The organism is Deltaproteobacteria bacterium (assembly GCA_009692615.1).
Lineage (GTDB): Bacteria > Desulfobacterota > Binatia > UBA9968 > UBA9968 > DP-20.
Window position 1 is genome coordinate 50,331 of record SHYW01000003.1, and the last position, 18,025, is coordinate 68,355.

Sequence of the window (18,025 nt, forward strand, 5' to 3'; positions counted from 1 at the left end):
TAAGCGATGCGTCAATGAATCGATCCTTGACAGCGCCCGGCTCTGTGATAGGTAGCAAACATCTTTTCCCGCAACGATCTGCGGTCAGCACAAATTAATTGGCTGCTGGGTGGACGATATAATATGCGACGATTCGAGTTAACCGAGCCGCGCACGCTAGAAGAAGCGTGTTTGCTGCTGAGCGATGACGCCGATGCCAAGGCGATGGCCGGCGGCACCGCGCTGCTGACGCTCATAAAACATGGCCTTTTCATTCCTAAAACTGTCGTCAATCTAAACAAAATCCAGACCGCGAGCGCCATCGACTACGACGCGAAACGGGGCCTCCGCATCGGCGCGTTAACGAGCATTTTTGATGTCGAATCCTCTCCCGTTGTGCGTCAATACTATCCGGTGCTGGCGCAGGCATGCCACCTGGTGGCCAACATTCGGATTCGCAACATGGCCACCATCGGCGGCAATCTGGCCCATGGCGACTATCAGTCCGATCCGCCCACGGCGCTGGTGGCGCTGGACGCCAGCGTGGAATTGATGCAGCGCAACGGCACGCGCCAGATGAAGCTGTCGGAGTTTTTGCTGGGAAGCTACGAGACTGCGCTAGAGCCGGGAGAGTTGCTATCGGCGGTGCTGGTCCCGCCGCCGGACGAATGGCGCGGCACTTACATCAAATTTACCACTGGCTCTTCCGAGGAGCGGCCGTGCGCCGGAGTCGCCGCGCTGGCGCGCATGGAACACGGTATCTGTCGCGATCTTCGCTTGGTCGTGGGTGCGGTTTCGCCCCGTCCGGTTCGGCTGCACGGGGCCGAAGAGTTGGCGCGTGGTAAAGATCTCACGCAGTCGGTTTTGCAAGAGCTCGGCGCCGAAGCGAGCCGGATGGTGGATCCCATTGACGACTTGCGCGGTCCGGCCAAATACAAGCGTCAACTGGTCGATGTTCTCGTGCGCCGCGCGGTTGCGGCGGCGATGCAGAAATAACAGGAGCCTGGAGCATGGCATTGGTGGGTAGCGACGTGGCAATGGTGGGCGGAATCGCCAAAGTAACCGGGGCGGTCAATTACGCCCCTGACCTCCTGTTAGCGCGCATGCTGTTCGCCAAAGCGTTGCGCAGCCCCTTCCCCCACGCCAACATCCTTCGCATTGACACGACCAAAGCCGAAAAACTCCCCGGTGTCGTCGCGGTCGTAACCCGCGATGATCTGAGCGGACTCAATCCCTACTTTGGGCCGGTCGTCGACGATCAGCCGGTGGTCGCGACCGAGCGCGTGCGCCATGTTGGTGAAGTGGTCGCTCTGGTAGCTGCCGAGTCGCGTGAGATCGCTGAAGAAGCGCTAGACTTAATCGACGTCGAGTACCAGGAATTGCCGGCAGTCTTCGATCTCATGGAAGCGGTCAAACCCGGTGCGCCGGTGCTTCATGCGCAGCGCAAAGAAACCACCGCCGGGGTGCATCGAGAGGAGTTCAACTTTCAGGTCGGCGGCAATGTTTGCAGCGTCTACCATGTCGAAGACGGCGATATCAAAACGGGATTCGCCGAGGCCGACGAGATTCTAGAAAACACTTACACTTTACCGCCGGTGCAGCACGGCCACATCGAGCCCCACGCCGCGACGGCCTACTGGGAACCGAGCGGTAAGCTGGTGCTCCATTCCGCGACTCAAAACCCTTCTGGCGTACAGGAGCAGCTGGCGCAGATTTTCAAGTTGCCGGAAAACCAAGTGCGCGTCATCGTGCCACTCGTAGGCGGCGGCTACGGCGGTAAAACCCATGCGCGTTTGGAGCCTGCGCTGGCGCTGCTCGCGCGCAAAGCGCGCCGCCCCGTGCAGTGGGTGCTGACGCGCGACGAAGTATTTCTCACCGGCAGGCGCTACGGCGCGGTAGTCAAGATTAAAACCGGCTTCAAACGCGATGGTCGCATCGTCGCGCGCCAGGTCGAAGCGTTCTATGAGATCGGCGCCTATGCTCTCAACGGCCCGGTCAACGCCAAAACCGGCTGCTACGTGGCGAGCGGGCCGTATAATATTCCCAATCGCAGTCTGACGACCTATTCGGTTTATACCAATTTGCCGCCCACCGGTCCGTTTCGCGGTGTCGGCGTTTCCCATGTCTGCTGGGCCTATGAATCGGAAATGGACGATATCGCGCGGCGGTTGCATATCGATCCATTGGAGTTGCGCCAGAGGCATCTGGTCCAAGAAGGCGATGTTTTCGTGACCGGCGAAAAGCTGGTTTCCGTCGGCATCGCCGAATGCTTGCGCCGCACGGCCGAAGCCATTGGCTGGAAAGGCAAAGAAGAGCAAGCTCAACCCGCCGACGGTAAAACCCTGGTTCGCGGCAAGGGCCTCGCGGTTACGATCAAGAGCACGACCACGCCGACGACATCGTCGGCCAACGTCCGGCTCAATGCCGACGGTTCAGCGGTCCTTTTGACCAGCAGCGTTGAGATGGGCCAGGGTCTGCTCACTATCCTGGCGCAAATCGTCGGCGACGAATTGGGGCTACCCTTCGACAGAGTTACCGTGAGCTCGCCCGACACTGACATCACGCCGTACGACAAATCATCGAGCTCGAGCCGCACGACCTTTCACATGGGACAGGCCGCATTGAAAGCAGCGCAAGAGATCAAGAATCAGTTGCTCGAGGTCGCGGCGAAAAAACTCGAAGCACGCGCCGAAGACTTGGAACTACGCGACGGCGCCGTGTCCGTGCGCGGCGTACCAGATAAAAAAATGTCGATCACGGAGATCTTCAAAGCGCGCTACGGCTCGACGGTTGGCAGCATGTTCGGCGGCTATTGTTTCAAATCCGATGGCGGCTTGGATCCCAAGACCGGCAAAGGCAAAGCCGCGGCGTTCTGGTTTTTCTCGGCCTGCGGCGCCGAAGTCGAGGTCGATATCGAGACCGGCAAGGTGCGCGTGTTGAACACCGTCACCGCCGTGGACGCCGGCAAAGCGATTCATCCGAAGCAATGTGGATTGCAGAACGAAGGATCGATGCTGTCGGGCATGGGGTCAGCGCTCTTCGAAGAAATGGTGTACGACAACGGCCAGCCGATCAACAGTAATTTTTTGGAATACATGCTGCCGTCCTTGGAAGACCACCCGCAGGGATTTCAATCGATCCTGGTAGAGACACCGCATCCCGACGGGCCCTTCGGTGCCAAAGGTGTCGGTGAAGCCGCGTTGCCGCCGGTGGCGCCGGCCATCGGCAACGCCATTGCCAACGCCCTCGGCGGCGCCCGCATACGAGATTTGCCAATCAAACCCGACAAAATCATCGCCGCGCTTGAGGCGGCAAAGGAGCAACGCTGACTTGAAGATCGACATCTCGACAACCCTTAACAATCAAGCGCTCGAAGCCACGGTCTCCCCTAATCAGACTTTGCTCGAGTTCCTGCGCGACGATTTATCTTTAAAAGGCACCGTAGAAGGTTGCGGGGTTGGTGTTTGCGGTTCATGCACCGTGCTGCTCAATGGCCGGCCGGTGAGCTCTTGTCTCATGTTGGCAACCAACGCCGCCGGGAAACAAATCACCACCATCGAAGGGCTGGCGCAGAATGGCGAACTCGATCCGGTCCAGCAAGCGTTTCTCAAACACCAGGCGTTTCAATGCGGCTACTGCACGCCGGGGATGATCATGGCGGTAAAAGGCTTGTTAACCAGCCATCCACATCCCTCCGAAGAACAGGCGCGAGACTATCTCTCAGGCAACCTCTGCCGTTGCGGCACCTATGTTGAAGTGTTGGCGGCGGTAAAGGAGTTGGCCGAGGGGAAAAGATTGGAGTAATGGAGTAATGGAATGTTGGAGTGATGGGTAATTCGGATTCCTACCTTCCCCATTACTCCAACGCTCCAGTACTCCAATCTTATATCGATAACGTTTCAGACAAAGGAGGAATCACTCATGCCAACTCCCGTGCGCATATACGCCGGCACCCAAGAAGGATTGTTCGTTTGGCGCGCGAAAAACCGTGACTGGGAAACCGTTAACGTCGCGTTTAAGACCGGCACCATTGACGCCATCGACGGTTCGCGCAGCAAACCCAATATCGTTTACCTCGGTGTTACCCAAGATGGACTCTATAAAACCGAGGATGCCGGTAAAAATTGGCGAAGAGTCTTCGAAGGCAACGTCCGTGCCGTAACCGTCGATCCAACCGATGAAGAAGTCATTTACGTCGGTGTTGAGCCGATCCACCTTTACCGCAGCGAAGATGGCGGCAAGAGTTGGCAAGAGCTCGTTGGCGTGCAAGCTCTGCCCGCGGAGGTAAAAAATCACTGGAGTTACCCGCGCCCGCCGCACCGCGAGCATGTGCGCCATGTTTTTGTCCATCCCGACGATCCCAGGATTCTGCATGTTTGTTTGGAACATGGCGGCATCATCCGCAGCTTTGACCGCGGCGCAACCTGGCAGGATGTAAGCGGCGGCATCGACTATCTCGACATTCATCACTTGAGCAGCGCGCCAGGGAGCAAAGATTTATTTTTCGTTGCCACTGCCCGTGGATTCTTTAAGAGCGACGATCCTGGCAAAGGGTGGCAGCGCGCCGAACAAGGGCTGACGCGCGACTACTTTCACGATTTTGTTTTTCTGCCGGGCAAGCCCGGCGCCATGCTGGTGGCCACAGCGGATAAATCTCCGGGCTATTGGGAGCGCCCGGAGCGCGCCCAGGGCGCGGTTTTTCGCAGTCGTAATTTGGCCGAGAGCTGGGAGCGCGTCGGTGTTGGCAAGTGGCTGCCCAATGACATGAAACAGATGGTCTGGGCACTGGCTCAGCATCCTGAAGACTCGTCGATTGTATATGCCGGTCTCGGCGCGGTCTCGCGCGGACGCTCGGCGGATGCTAGCCAAAAAGGCGAAGGCGATATTCTTGTCAGCGAAGATCAAGGCGACAGCTGGGAAAGATTGCCGCTGGAAATGCCCGCTGACCGCGTGCTTTGGATTGCCGAGGACTCTTAGGTCGCCAGGAGGTATTATGAACTGTGGTTTCGATTTGTCGCGTCTCGCTTCGTTGATCGCCGTCGCCTGCTTTTGGACTCCGGTTTTCGCGCAATCCCCGGAACTCATTCAGGCCGCCAAGAAGGAAGGTGAAGTGATCGTTTTCGGCTCCCTAGAAAACGACGTTGCCGCGGCGATCAATAATGGCTTCGAAGCCAAGTATGGCGTCAAAGTAAAGTACTTTCGCGGCTCGTCCACCGTTATCATCGATCGCATCACCACCGAACATCGCACCGGAAAGGTCAGCTCGGACATTGTCTACACGACGTCTGAGCCGATGAAGTTCATCAACAAAGAAAAGGGACTGCTCGTACGCCACGTTTCGCCGTCGGCAAAGAACTACGACAAAAAACTCATCGATGATTTTTTCGGCCCCAACTATCGCAGCGTCATCATCGGCTTCGTTTTCAACAAGAGCATGATTAAACCCGAGGATGCGCCCAGGAGCTACGAAGATATCGTCAACCCGAAGTGGAAAGGTAAGATCGCCATGGGCAACCCGTCGCTGCACGACACGACGATCGATTGGCTATCGAGTCTCGCTCTCGTGTTTGGCTCACAGCAGAAAGCCAATGACTGGATCAAGCGGCTGGCGGCACTGGAGCCGTTGATGCTCGACTCCATGGTTCCGGTCGGCGAGCGCATCGCTTCAGGCGAAGTTCCCCTGGGAATCGCCTATCCCAAGTATGTCCAAGTATGGGGCAGAAAGGGCGCTCCTCTCGATTACGTCAAGGGACTGCCGGTCTACCTGGGAGACGGAAATTACATCGCCATGACCGGCAAGGCGCCCAATCCCAATGCCGCGAAACTTTTTATCGATTATTTTCTTGGCCAGGAAAGCTCCGAGATAATGGCCAGCGCCGGCGAGTTTGTAAACCGCCAAGGCATCTACCCGCCGATCCCTGGCGCCGATCAGGTCGTCAGCAAATTCCTTCAGATGAATGTGATGAGCGCCGACGAGTACGGCAAAAAAAAGGAAGAGTATCGGCAAATCTTCAAGCGCTAATGGCTCTGGCCCATAGAATTGGGGCGCTCGCAACGAATCGGTCTCCCACGGAGGATATACCCATGAGCAGATACACTCGTTCGATGTGTACGACCCTCGGCTGTTTCGCTGCTACGATCGTTCTTTTCGCGGCAGCCTATTTCTATGCTGCATCTGATTCCCACGCTGCGCCGGCGCCGGCGAAATCTCGAGCGGCATACACAGTCATCTCGGGTATTCTCACCCCCCTATGGATCGCCGCGGAAGAAGGCGCGTTTCGGAAATATAATCTCGCCCTCGATTTGGTTTTTATCTCCGGCTCACCCGTCACAATCAGTTCTCTGGTTTCCGGGGAAATCGATTTCGCCGCGCCCGGCGCTGAGCCGGCGGTTAGCGCAATTTTGGCTGGCGCGGATCTGTCGATCGTCGCTTTTGTCGCCAACCGCACTCCGATCAGCCTGTATGTCGAACCCACCATCGCCAAAGTTGAGGATCTAAGGGGCAAGACTGTGGCGTTGACAAGCTTTGCGTCGAGCGGCGCCTATTTACTTAAAGTTTGTCTCGGCGAGGTGCGCTTAGAACAACGCAAGGATGTTCAGGTTACCCAGTCCGGGGGTTATGTAGAATCTCTGGCTGCCCTAAGCTCCGGCCGGGTACAGGGCGCGCTCTTGGCGCCGCCGATCAGTTGCCGGGCGGAAGCTTTGGGCTTCAAGAAAATCTGGAGCGGCGCCGGCGTCGAGTATCCGTCAACGACGATCGCCGTGCGTAAGTCGTTCCTCAAGAAGTCTGAAGATTCGGTTATGCAGTTTCTGCAGGCCGTCGCCGACGGCGTGCATGTTTTCAAGACCGATCGGGATAAGGCGCTCAAAGTCATGGCGCACTACACTAAAATCAAAGACCGTAACATTTTGGAGAAAACCTATGTCGACAACAAAGACGTGCACAACCAGATGTTGTTGCCCACGGAGTCCGGCATAAAAACCATTCTCGAAGTCCTGGCTGCGGTGAATCCCAAGGCCGCAAACGCCAAACCCGAAACGTTCATCGATACCGGCCCGGTGAAGAAACTCGAGGAACGCGGCTTTTTCAAGAAGTTTTCGAGCTAGCGCGCCAATAAGATTACGCCTAATTGTATTGGCAGTTTTATCTGTTTCCATCCCATCGATTCAAACCGGTAGTACACCGTTAAGTTGCAAAAGAGGATTCATGATTGGATACAAAATCTTTTCCCTTCTATTGTTGTTTCTATTTGGCGGGGTAACCGAGTCCCGTTCCCAGGATAAAATCCGCGTCGGCTTGGGCTCCATCAGTTTGCAGTCGGGGCTGGTGCATATCGGCAAGGATCGTGGCTTGTTCGCTAAGTATGGACTGACGACCGAGGCAATCTATATTCCCGGCGGCTCGACCAACGTGCAAGTTCTCATCTCCGGCAATCTCGATCTGTCGCAGTTGAGCGGCGCGCCCGGCGTGGCGGCGAATTTGGAAGGCGCGGATATCGTTTACTTCGCCGGTCTGCTCGACAAGTTAAATTATCAACTGATCGCCCGCTCCGACATCAAGTCGATTGAACAATTGAAAGGCAAAAAATTCGCCGTCAGCCGCTACGGGTCGTCCGCCGATTTCGGCATGCGCGCCATGCTCAAGCGCGTCGGCGTCGATCCGGTAAAAGAAGCGACGATTTTGCAGATCGGCGACGAGCCGGCGCGCATCGCCGCGATCACGTCGGGCAACGTCGACGGCACCGTGGTCAATGCGCCGTTTAGCAGCGAGGCGGAACGTTTGAAGCTCAACGTGCTCGCTGATTCCGTAAAGATGAACGTGCCGTTCTTCAATACCGGCTTACTCGGCAGCCGGCGCTTTCTCGAAAAGCAGGATGGCCGGGTGATGAACTTCCTGCGCGCTTATCTCGAAGCGATAAAGATTTTGAAAACCGAACGGGAATATTCGGTCAAGGCATTAGGCCAGTTCACGCGGGTAAATAACGTTAAAGCGCTGCAGGAAGGCTACGACTATTTCGTCAATCAATTAGCGAATGTGCCGTATCCTTCGGTGGAAGCGATGCAAGCGGTGGTCGCACAGATCGCCGAGACCAATGCCAAAGCGCGCGGCATCGACGCGAAAATTTACGTCAACGATCGCTATTTGAAACGGTTGGAGGAAGAAGGGTTTGTGAAGAAGATTTGGGGCAAGTGAGCGGGCGTGCCGTTATGGCAACGCGCGGCGATGACAATGGCGGAATCGGAAAATTCTAATACAGGTAGTCCAGCGGATCGATCTGCCATCTCTCCGGAGATTCGCAGCCGACGATGTCGTAGGGATTGCCGGCGTTAATTTGGCCTTCCAGGACTATCTCGTAGGGCTCGATCTTGGAATGTTTTGTGACATCATAGACGGCGCGCACGACCGGGTGAAGCATGTCTTTTTTGCCGTGGTCGATCACGATCGCCAATAGGGAATTTTCCAGACGGACCAGAGTGCCGATCGGATAGATGCCCAGATGGGCGATGAATTTTTCGACCAGGTCGCGGTTCAAGTAGCTTTCGCTCCACTCCAAGAGTTTTTTTAACGCTTCGGTGGGCGGTAGGGCCTTCTTATAGCAACGTTCAGAGCTCAGTGCGTCGTAGATATCGACAATGGCGGCGATCTGACCGAAGACACTGATCTGGTCGCCCTTTAACCCCTCGGGGTAACCCGTACCGTCCAGACGTTCGTGATGATGGGAGGTTACGCAGGTGCAGCTTTGATCGAGTTGGGTATACTGCTCAAGCGTTGTCTCTCCGTCTTTGACATGGCGCTTGATGATGTCAAATTCTTTCTCGGTCAGCCGGCCCGGCTTATTGAGGATCTCCGGCGGTACTTTCATTTTGCCGATGTCATGCAGCAAACCGCCGATGCCGATTTGCTTTATTTGGCCGGCGTCGAAGTGAAGTCCCTGGGCGAAGGAAATGCACAGCGCGGAAACTGAGATGGAATGCACATAGGTGTACTCGTCGACTTCTTTGATGCGCAGCAGGCTGACGAGCGCGTCTTTGTTGCGCAAAACCGACTCGGTCATTCGGTCGACAGTGCTCTCAACCTTGTTCATCTCCATGCGGGTGCCGAGCTTGACGTCCAGCATGAACTTCTCGGTGGTTTGTTTGGCCTCGCGGATCAGCAGTCTGGCCCGGGCTAGCTCGTCTTTCATCGAGCTGCGATGCTTTGCCGCCGTCGCGGGAATATTTAGTTGGGTTAACTCGCTTTGAATTTTCTCCGCCGCCTCCCGCTGTGTCGGCGCGTCATCGATGTCTAGCCCTTTGTCCGTGTCGATGTAGAGTTCGCGTATGCCCTGTTTAACTATTTTATGAATTTGTTTGTCGGTCTTGATTTTGGTGCGGTCGGCGAGGAACGGATGATGCAGCCATCTACAGTTGAAATCGTGAACAAAAAACCCCGGCTTGAGCTGCTCAGCTTTGATCTTCTTGATCATATTTGATTCCATTTAACCCCGCCTCTTGAGGCGGGCACAATTAAATGGGGTTTCCAAAGGGGGCGAGCATCCCCTTTGGTCGCGAGCGGGGTTCAAACCCCGCTTGCGATTCTAACTTGATTGACCGCGATAGCGCTCCTCAGTAGCATCGGCTGCTATTGGAAAAACTTAATCCAGGCACAGTGAAGTTGGGGACGGCGGGCGCTAGCCCTGGGGGCGGGAGCCTGCGCCGCCTCGAAAGGCTGGAGATTGGGTTTTGCATTTCACGGGCCACGGGCGTATGCCCGAAGGTGTCTATGGGATCACAAGGTTTACTGATTTTGCCGGAGGCATTCATGAAATCGCGTTGTCGGTCGGCAACTAACGGTTTGCTTGGCACGCTACTGATATCGCTTGCGGCGGTCGTCCACGCGGGTTACGTTTTTGCCCAAGCCGATTTTTACAAGGGCAAGACCATCAAGATCATCCGCGGCGGCGGCCCCGGCGGCTCGGGCGAGTTTCAGACCAGGGCATTGGTGAAGTTTCTCGAAAAATATATTCCCGGCAAGCCGCATATCATGGTTGAGTTCATCGAGGGCGCGGCGGGAAGAAAAGCGGCCAATGTCATTTACAGCACCAGCAAACCCGACGGACTGACCATCGGCTCCATCGGCGCGGGACTGGTGGTCGGGCCGATCTTGGGTCTGCCGGGCAGCAACTACGATCTCGACAAATTTATTTATCTGGGCTCCACCGACGGCGGCGATCCCTATGTGTTCTACACCAAGGGCGAAATGGGTTTCGATAGTCTGGCCAAACTGCGCGCCGCCAGCGGTGTCAGATTCGGCGCCCACTCGGTGGGCCATCCGGTCTACGTCACCGGGCGTATGGTCGCCTATCTGCTCGGTTTAAAAGAGCCCAAGTTTGTCACCGGCTTCACCGGGCCGGAAATTTACATAGCCGTCGAACGCGGCGAGCTCGACGCCCATGCCACCGGCGCGGCGCGGTTCGTCATAGAGAAGTCGGAGTGGATCGAGAAAAAACAAATTCATCTTCACGCCACGCTGACGGTGCCCAAAGGCCGCCACCATCCAAGCTTCGCCCACTTGCCGGAGTTGGGAACATTTGCCAAGACCGACACCGAACGGAGACTGCTCGACATGTTCCGCGCCTTCCAATATCCGCGCTGGCCCTACATCTTTTCTCCCGGCACGCCCAAAGACCGCGTGCAGATCATCCGCGCCGCCATGAACAAAGCCTTCGCCGACCCGGAATTCCCCGGCGAGTTCAAAAAACTCATGGGCGACGGCCCGGCGCCGATGAGCGGTGAAGAACTGGAACGCGCGATCAAGGAACTGCCGCGGGATAAGGAAGTCGTGCAGCTTTATCAGAAACTGGCGGGGGCGGAGCCGTTGCCGGCGCGGTGAGTGGGGGCCAAAACCGTCTGAACTTATGTCCGATCTAGTCGTCATAGTTGGTCCGCCTGCGGCTGGTAAAGCCGCAGTTGGACACGCGGTCGTGCAGTTGACTGGATACCGCTTGTTTCACAACCATCTCACAGCTGAGCCGGCAGCGGCTCTTTTCGGATGGGGAACGCCCAGGCAAGAAGCGTTTGCTACTGAGATACGATTACTAGCTTTTTCGCGTTTGCTGGAAAATCCAAAGAGCTTGGGCACGATCTTTACGTTCGTTTGGTGCTTCGACCTACCAGCAGACAACGACTTTATTGCTGAGGTCGTGCGGCTGTTTGAGTCCAAGAAACACAAGGTGTTTTTTATTGAACTACTGGCTTCTCTGGAATCACGTATTGCGCGTGAAGGTACGCCACTGAGACTGTCGTTGAAACCAAGCAAACACGATGTAAAACGTGCCCGCGCACTGCATCGGGAACGAGAAGGTAAGTATCAAATGAACTCCGAAGGAAAGTTTCCGTATCCTGAGCGTCATTCGATCATCGACACGGACATTCACACACCGGAGGAGGCCGCTAAGATGATCGTCGAGAGATTTGGGCTTACGCAAACAAAGAAGGGTTCCGCCTAAATCACGGTCGGTCGGCAGATCCGACAATTCTTCATCTTCGTGAGAGACTTCCCACACGCGACGAGGATTCTACTTCGCGAGAAAATCCGCCACCAGCTTCGCCGTCTCCGCCGGCTTCTCCACATGGGCGCTGTGCCCAGCGCCGGCGATCACTTTCAAGTCACCGCTGTTGGCAATCAGCTTGGCGTAGGTCTCGCCGTGGGAGCGCGGCACGAAGCCGTCTTTTTCGCCCCAGATGACCAGCGCAGGCGAGGTGATGCGATGCAGGCGGTTTCTGAGCGGGCGATTGTAAAAATACGGCGGCTTGAAGCCGATGCGCGAACTCAGTCTCAACATTTGATAGCGGCGCACTTCGTCTTCCAGTTCGCCCTTGCCGTCGGGGAACATTTCTAGCGCATCGGCTTGGCTGGCGCTGAAGAATAGCATTTCGCGCAGCGTCGCATAGCGTTCGCCGAATTCCGGTTGGGCGTGCATGAAGATGTCGGCGATCAGCGCGCCTTCGACGAACAGGCCCGACGCGCCGATCAGCACTAGCTTGCGGATTTTTTCCGGATGGCGGGCGGCGAGTTCGGCGGCGATCCAGCCGCCCAGGCAGTGGCCGACCAGATCAAACTTGTCGAGCTTTAAAGCGTCGATCACTTCGAGATAGTGAAAGACCACGTCTTCGATCACGTCGATGTCTTTGTTCTCATCGCTCTGGGCGCAGCCGGGATGGGCCGGGGCGATGACGCTGGCGTTTTTTGCCAGCTGTTCGTGGAACGGCAGCCACGACTCTTTTACCGAATGCACGTCGGCGAAGCCGTGCAGGTACAAGAGCGGCGCGCCGCTGCCGTTTTCCAGGAGCCAAACTTTTCTGCCGTTGACGTTCAATACGCGACCGCTCATGACTGCACCGCCTGTGCCGATGGCTCGATGTTGATGCCGGGAAATTCTCTGGTGAACTGTTTTTCCGAGTCGTGACGCAAGAGCGGCGCGACTTTCTCGGCGAACAGCTTCATGTTCTTGCGCGCCAGATGGTCCTGCATGTTGCCGAATTGAAACTGGATCAACAGATTGCCGACCTTGGCGCGCTCGATCAAAGCGCGGATGCGGTTGGCGACGGTCTCGGGGCTGCCGACGATGATCGACTGTGAGGCTTCCAACTCTTCCCAGTTTTCGACGTCGCCGAGTAGCTTGCGTCCCGGCTTGTAGCCCTTCATATATTCGCGCCAGGCTGCCGCGGGGATGTACGGCACGCCGGGGCCGTAGGTGAGCTGGCGGCCTTCTTTGCGCAGGTGGCCCTTTAAACAGTTCTTCAAGAAATACCAGACGCCTTCTTCGCACTCTTCGCGCGCCTGCTGATCCGTATCGGCAACGTAAACCGACATCAAAATGCCAAACCTAAACGGGTGATACTTGTCGCCGTGATCTTCCAACACTTTGGCGAACTCTTGCTGGGCGCGATGGGTTTCGCCGCCATGGCTGCGCGATGAGAGAAAATAACAGTAGCCGCGTTTAGCGACTTCGATCATGGTCGACGGACTGCGCGAGCCGGGAATCCAGACCGGTGGAAACGGTTTCTGCAGCGGCTTGGGCCAGAGGTTCACATAGCGCAGCGGATAGTAGCGGCCTTCGTGGGTGAATGGCCCGTCGTCGGTCCAGGAGCGGACGATCAGATCAGCAGCCTCCCAAAATTTTTCCCGGGTGTTGGCCGACGGCACGTCGTAGTTGAATGTTTCCGGACCGCCGCCGGGAGCGAAGCCGGCGATCAATCTGCCGTTGCTCATCTGGTCGAGCATGGCGTATTCCTCGGCGACGCGCATGGGATTCATGTGCAGTGGGAGAAGATTTCCGAGGATGACGATTTTTCCGCGCTTGGTGCGCTGGGTCAGCGCCGAAGCGATGATGTTGGGCGACGGCATCAAGCCGTAAATATTCTGGTGATGCTCGTTCAAGACCATGCCGTCGAAGCCGAGCTCGTCGGCGAGGGCGAGCTGATCGATATACTCTTGATAGAGGCCGCGGGCCTGCTTGTTGTCCCAGAGTTTGTTGGGTGTGGTCACCCAACCGCTATGGCCCGACTTGTCGAAGTCTTTATCGAGGTAGGGATAGGCCATGAAATGCCAGCAAAACAGTTGCACAGGTTGCATCGATCACCTCATGTGAAGATTGCTAATGGCTTGGGAATTTTTTCGGACTATAGCGGCAATTGTCGGCGTAGTGCAACCGATGACGAGGGTGGGTAGTGGTTCAGATTCGCCTGAATTTGTAGGGGCTATGTGTCCGCCCGTTCGGAGGGCCGACACGCAGGTCGGCCCCTACAGTGAGATGCGATGTTAAAAACCAACTGAACCGCAACCCGATGGTGTTGGCGATCGTGGGGGCGCGTTACGCCGGCTCGCAAAAGCGTTTGGCCGAGAGTAAAATACTTTTCATCGAGGTCATCATCTTGGAATATTGGAATAGCTTTAAATTTCTTGCGCTGATTTTGCTGCTGGCGAGTTGCTCCGGCAATACCGAAATCGATTTTGCCCGCTCTCTAGAGGTGCCGCAGCCGGCGGATATCGTTCTTCGCGGCGGTAAGATCGTCACCGTTGACCGCGATTTTTCCATCAAGCAGGCGTTGGCAATCAAAGCCGGACGGATCATCGCCGTTGGCAGCGACCGCGAGATGCGCGTGCACACCGGACGGCGAACGAAGGTGATCGAGCTGCGCGGCCGCACGGTGATCCCGGGATTGATCGATTCGCATATTCACGCCACCGTCGCCGGCTTGAGTTGGGACGCCGAGTTGCATTGGGAGCAGACTCGCTCGCTGGCCGAAGGATTGCAGTCGATCGCCGGCGCGGCGAAAAAACAGCCGGCCGGAAGTTGGATCGTCGTCGCCGGCGGTTGGGTGCCGACGCAGTTTGCCGAGCGCCGTTTTCCAAGCCGGGCGCAATTGGACGCCATGGCGCCGAACCATCCGGTTTATGTGCAATACCTGCGTCAAGGCGCGTTGCTCAACAGCGCGGCGCTCAAGGCCGCCGGCATTGAGAGTAAAGCCGCCGATCCGCCGGGCGGTAAATTCGAACGCGATCCGAGCGGCGAGTTGACCGGCTGGCTCCAAGGCGTCGGCGGATGGCAATACGCCTACCAAAAAATTCCCCGGCTGAGTCTCGACCGCATGCGCCAGAGCCTAATTAACTGTTTTCGCGAACTCAACCGTTTGGGACTGACTTCCATCGGCGATTTCCACACGACCGGAGTGACGTTCGCGCACCGGCGCATTCTTGCCGACATGATGCGGACTGGGGAATTGACGCTGCGCTTGCACTATTTCATCGCGCCCACTGATAACAGCGGCGACGAACTCGATCAATTGAAATTGGCGGCGGCGGAAGTGCAACAGTTGGGGGCGAGCGAACAGTTTCGCTTCGCCGGCTTCGGCGAAACTTTAAGCCGCGGTATCGTCGACGGCGACGTATTGGCTGATCCCAAAGGGATCACGATTACGGCGGAGGCGAAAGAAAAATTTCGCCGCATGCTGCGATTCTTCGTCGCCGGCGGCTACAACTTTCATCTGCACACGACCCAAGATCGCACCGCGCGCCAACTCTTGGACGTGATCGAATCGGTTCATGGCGCGACGCCTTTTACGCGCCAGCGCATCGCCTTCGCCCATCTCGAAGACGCCAGCGTCGAAACCATCGCGCGCATCAAAGCTCTCGGCGCCGGCGTCGCGGTGCAGAACCGCATGGCGCTCACCGGCGAGCGCAACGTCGAACTATGGGGCGCGGCCAAAGCGAGTAACGCGCCGCCGTTGCGGGCGCTGATCGATGCCGGTATTCCCCTCGGCGCTGGCACCGACGCCTTTCGCTCGGCGAATTATGCGCCGATGCTTTCGCTGTGGTGGTTGGTGACGGGTAAGACCGTGGCCGGTTCGTTGATCCGCGACAAGAGCCAAAACGTCACCCGCGAGGAAGCATTGCGCATGTACACCATCGGCAGCGCGTGGTTCATTGGCGAAGAGCGGCGCCGCGGTTCCCTCGAAGTCGACAAGGTCGCCGATTTAGCGGTGCTCAACGCCGACTATCTCACGGTGCCGGAAGATCAGATTCGCTCGTTGGAGTCATTGCTGACGATTGTCGGCGGGCATATCGTTTACGCGGCGAAGCCGTTTTCGCCGTGAGCGGCGAGAGGTAATCGATTGGCATCACCGCGCAAAGGATCCCCCCTCCTCTGTCCTCCCCCGCGACGCGGGGGAGGACAGAGGAGGGGGATTAACTGCAAAGAACGCAGAGAACGCAAAGAAAGAATTGGACTTGTAGGGGCAACCCCCCGTGGTTGCCCGTACGAGGGAGGCGGGATGGTTCGGTTACGCATAGCGATCTTAGTGGCGATTCTGCAATTGTTCATTAGCAATGCCAGTGCGGCTGACAAATTTTTTATCAGCATTCCCGGACCGACGTTGAGTTACGCGCATCTTTATTACGGCCAAGAGCGCGGCTTCTTTGCCCAAGAGGGGTTGGACTTACAAGTGTTGGTGGTGCGCGGCGTGATTGGGTTGAGTAGTTTGATGTCCGGCGAGATCGACGTCACGTGCCATGCCGGCAGCGGTTTGGCGGCGGTGCTGCGCGGTCTGCCGATTAAAATTATCAACGTCACCCACGACCGGCCGGTGCATGAGCTGATTGTCGCGCCGACGATCAACTCTCCTGGCGAACTTAAAGGTAAAGCGATCGCCGTCGGTTCTTTAGAAGGAACCGCCGCGGTGATCATCCGCAAAATTCTCCAAGCCAAGGGATTGGACGCGCAAAAAGATGTGACCCTGTTGAGCATGGATTCGCCGGCGCGCTTGCAGTCGCTCTTGAGCGGCCGGGTGATGGCCGGCATGGTCACGCCGCCCACCACTTATTTAGCGGTGGATCGCGGCTTTCGTGTCATGGCGCGGGGCCGAGACTATTTGCGCTATCTGCAAACCGGCGTCGTCGCCACCGACACCGCGATCAAACAGAAGCGCGCCAACATCGTGCGCTTTTTGCGCGGCTGGAACCGCTCGCTCAAGTTCTACCAGGAAAATCCCGAATCGATGATTCCCTATATTCAAAAGAAACTGGCGGTCAGCGATGCCAAAATGGCCCGGCGCATGTACGATGAGGACCACGAAATTATTTCCCTCAGCGGGATTTTGAATAACGATGCCGCGCGTGAGATTCTCGACACGGCGCGGGAAGCGCTGCGCATCAAAGAGGTTGTCGCGCCGGAAAAGGCTTTCGATTTTTCCTTGGCGGCGGAGGCGGGGAGGTAAGTTATCAGTGGGCAGTTGTCAGTTTTCAGTGACAGAAGGATTTCGATTTCACTGTTTGCCTTTCACCGCGGCGCGCAGAAAGCTGTAATCGACCACGTCGGACTGCGTTACCAGCTTGGTGATCTTCGATAAAGTTTTAGCTTCATCGATGGCGGCATTGAGCGAGGCGTCGTCGACGAAGCCGTCTTGGGCCAGGGCGTCGACCAAGTATTTATAAGCTTCTTCCATCACTTCCTTCGAGTAGCCATATTTTCTCTGGGCAAATGAAATGAAGCCGGCTCGTTCGGTTTTCAATGTCCGCGTGGAGCGCAGGAAGGCGCGCACCATGCGCTGGACTTGGCCGGGATTTTTGTGAATTTTTTCCAGGCTGGTGGCCAGACCGGTAAGCGGACGCTGGAGTATTTTCCCGGCGTAGACCAATTCATGATAGCCGTCTTTTTTCAGTTGGATGTTGAGCGGTACCGGCATATGGGTCGCCTGTACCGTGCCGGCCATGAGCGCGGCGTGGCGCAGGGTGTCCGGTCCGAGGGTGATGATGGTCACATCTTTTTCCGGATCGAGACCGAGGGAGCGCAGGCCGACGCGGGCTGCGAGATCGCCGGTGGCGCCAAACGAACTGACGCCGACGCGTTTGCCGCGTAGCGCCGCGGCGTTGGGAATCTCCGGGCGCGACATCAACGCGTGCAGCACCCGCGCGAAATCAAAACTAAGGTTGCGCACCGGCAAACCGAGCAGGGCGCCGCGAATGATCGTGCCGGTGCTGTAGCTGTAGTCGATATCGCCCGAGAGCAACGCCTTGATGCCGAGATCGGCGCGCAACGAAACGTAGACCAGATCGATGCCTTCGTCGCGGTAAAAACCGCGCTCGATGCCGTACAGCAAAGGCCCGATGGAAAGCGCGGCGCGCGCCGAGTGGCCGACGATGACTTTTTCTTGGGCGCTGGCCACGCTGCTCAAACTCAGGAAGAATGAAAATAAAATTAACTGCATAAACCGTCGGGGCCAGAAGGTCGGCACAGAAATTCTTTTGCAACCATCCGGCTTCCCCCTTTGAAAAAGGGGGAGCGAGGGGGATTTGCTCCTGTACTCAGCTTGAAATCCCCCCTCGCCCGCCTTGTTTAAAGGGGGCAATTGCCGAGGCGGATTTTTCACTTGTTTGAATGAACTGGGGAAAGCAAAAGTATTTTTCGTCATTGCGAATTCCTTGGACCACCTGTGTAACAAGTCCACCGCAAGCTTGCAAAGCATAGGGCAAACTCCTATTTCTGAGTGGGTCGGAGGAGATGCG

At 56.9% G+C, this 18,025-nt stretch carries 14 protein-coding genes; 10 read left to right on the forward strand and 4 right to left on the reverse strand.

Features of this window, described 5'->3' with window-relative positions:
• The first annotated feature begins 123 nt into the window (after positions 1-123).
• The 6 genes from EXR70_01150 to EXR70_01175 all read left to right on the forward strand — a co-directional run bounded on the left by EXR70_01150 (position 124) and on the right by EXR70_01175 (position 8,173).
• The gene (locus EXR70_01150; GenBank protein MSP37082.1) at positions 124-975 is read left to right on the forward strand and encodes a xanthine dehydrogenase family protein subunit M; all 852 of its coding nucleotides are present in this window, start codon (positions 124-126) and stop codon (positions 973-975) included.
• 14 nt (positions 976-989) lie between these two features.
• On the forward strand, positions 990-3,308 hold the full coding sequence (locus tag EXR70_01155; GenBank protein ID MSP37083.1) for a xanthine dehydrogenase family protein molybdopterin-binding subunit: 2,319 nt from the start codon (positions 990-992) through the stop codon (positions 3,306-3,308).
• Position 3,309: 1 nt separating this feature from the next.
• Complete coding sequence (locus EXR70_01160; GenBank protein MSP37084.1) at positions 3,310-3,783, forward strand: (2Fe-2S)-binding protein; 474 nt, start codon at positions 3,310-3,312, stop codon at positions 3,781-3,783.
• A gap of 1,015 nt (positions 3,784-4,798) precedes the next feature.
• Positions 4,799-6,001: an extracellular solute-binding protein gene (locus tag EXR70_01165; GenBank protein MSP37085.1), complete on the forward strand. Its 1,203-nt coding sequence runs from the start codon at positions 4,799-4,801 to the stop codon at positions 5,999-6,001.
• The gene (locus EXR70_01170; GenBank protein MSP37086.1) at positions 6,001-7,086 is read left to right on the forward strand and encodes an ABC transporter substrate-binding protein; all 1,086 of its coding nucleotides are present in this window, start codon (positions 6,001-6,003) and stop codon (positions 7,084-7,086) included. The genes EXR70_01165 and EXR70_01170 overlap by 1 nt, the downstream gene beginning before the upstream one ends.
• A 100-nt stretch (positions 7,087-7,186) precedes the next feature.
• Positions 7,187-8,173 carry an ABC transporter substrate-binding protein gene (locus EXR70_01175; protein MSP37087.1) on the forward strand — a complete coding sequence of 329 codons (987 nt, stop codon included), beginning with the start codon at positions 7,187-7,189 and terminating at the stop codon, positions 8,171-8,173.
• A gap of 55 nt (positions 8,174-8,228) precedes the next feature.
• Here the strand turns inward: EXR70_01175 and EXR70_01180 are convergent, their stop codons facing one another.
• The gene (locus EXR70_01180) at positions 8,229-9,458 is read right to left on the reverse strand and encodes an HD-GYP domain-containing protein (protein MSP37088.1); all 1,230 of its coding nucleotides are present in this window, start codon (positions 9,456-9,458) and stop codon (positions 8,229-8,231) included.
• Between the two features lie 323 nt (positions 9,459-9,781).
• Here EXR70_01180 and EXR70_01185 point away from each other — a divergent pair, with 323 nt between their 5' ends.
• Both EXR70_01185 and EXR70_01190 read left to right on the forward strand, forming a co-directional pair.
• A complete protein-coding gene (locus EXR70_01185) occupies positions 9,782-10,852 on the forward strand; it encodes a hypothetical protein (GenBank protein MSP37089.1) in 1,071 nt (356 codons plus the stop codon).
• A 25-nt stretch (positions 10,853-10,877) separates the two neighbouring features.
• A complete protein-coding gene (locus EXR70_01190) occupies positions 10,878-11,468 on the forward strand; it encodes a hypothetical protein (GenBank protein ID MSP37090.1) in 591 nt (196 codons plus the stop codon).
• 69 nt (positions 11,469-11,537) lie between these two features.
• Here EXR70_01190 and EXR70_01195 read toward each other — a convergent pair whose 3' ends face one another.
• Together EXR70_01195 and EXR70_01200 are read right to left on the reverse strand one after the other, a co-directional pair.
• The gene (locus EXR70_01195; protein ID MSP37091.1) at positions 11,538-12,353 is read right to left on the reverse strand and encodes an alpha/beta hydrolase; all 816 of its coding nucleotides are present in this window, start codon (positions 12,351-12,353) and stop codon (positions 11,538-11,540) included.
• Entirely contained in the window at positions 12,350-13,597 is a 1,248-nt protein-coding gene (locus EXR70_01200; GenBank protein ID MSP37092.1) for an LLM class flavin-dependent oxidoreductase, read from the reverse strand. The genes EXR70_01195 and EXR70_01200 overlap by 4 nt, the downstream gene beginning before the upstream one ends.
• Before the next feature lie 212 nt (positions 13,598-13,809).
• Here EXR70_01200 and EXR70_01205 point away from each other — a divergent pair, with 212 nt between their 5' ends.
• Together EXR70_01205 and EXR70_01210 are read left to right on the forward strand one after the other, a co-directional pair.
• Complete coding sequence (locus tag EXR70_01205; GenBank protein MSP37093.1) at positions 13,810-15,618, forward strand: amidohydrolase; 1,809 nt, start codon at positions 13,810-13,812, stop codon at positions 15,616-15,618.
• A 177-nt stretch (positions 15,619-15,795) separates the two neighbouring features.
• Positions 15,796-16,737 (forward strand): ABC transporter substrate-binding protein, encoded by a 942-nt coding sequence (locus EXR70_01210; protein ID MSP37094.1) that lies wholly within the window; start codon positions 15,796-15,798, stop codon positions 16,735-16,737.
• A gap of 48 nt (positions 16,738-16,785) precedes the next feature.
• On the opposite strand, the gene EXR70_01215 is transcribed toward EXR70_01210, so the two are convergent.
• A complete protein-coding gene (locus tag EXR70_01215) occupies positions 16,786-17,985 on the reverse strand; it encodes an ABC transporter substrate-binding protein (GenBank protein MSP37095.1) in 1,200 nt (399 codons plus the stop codon).
• Between the last annotated feature and the right edge of the window lie 40 nt (positions 17,986-18,025).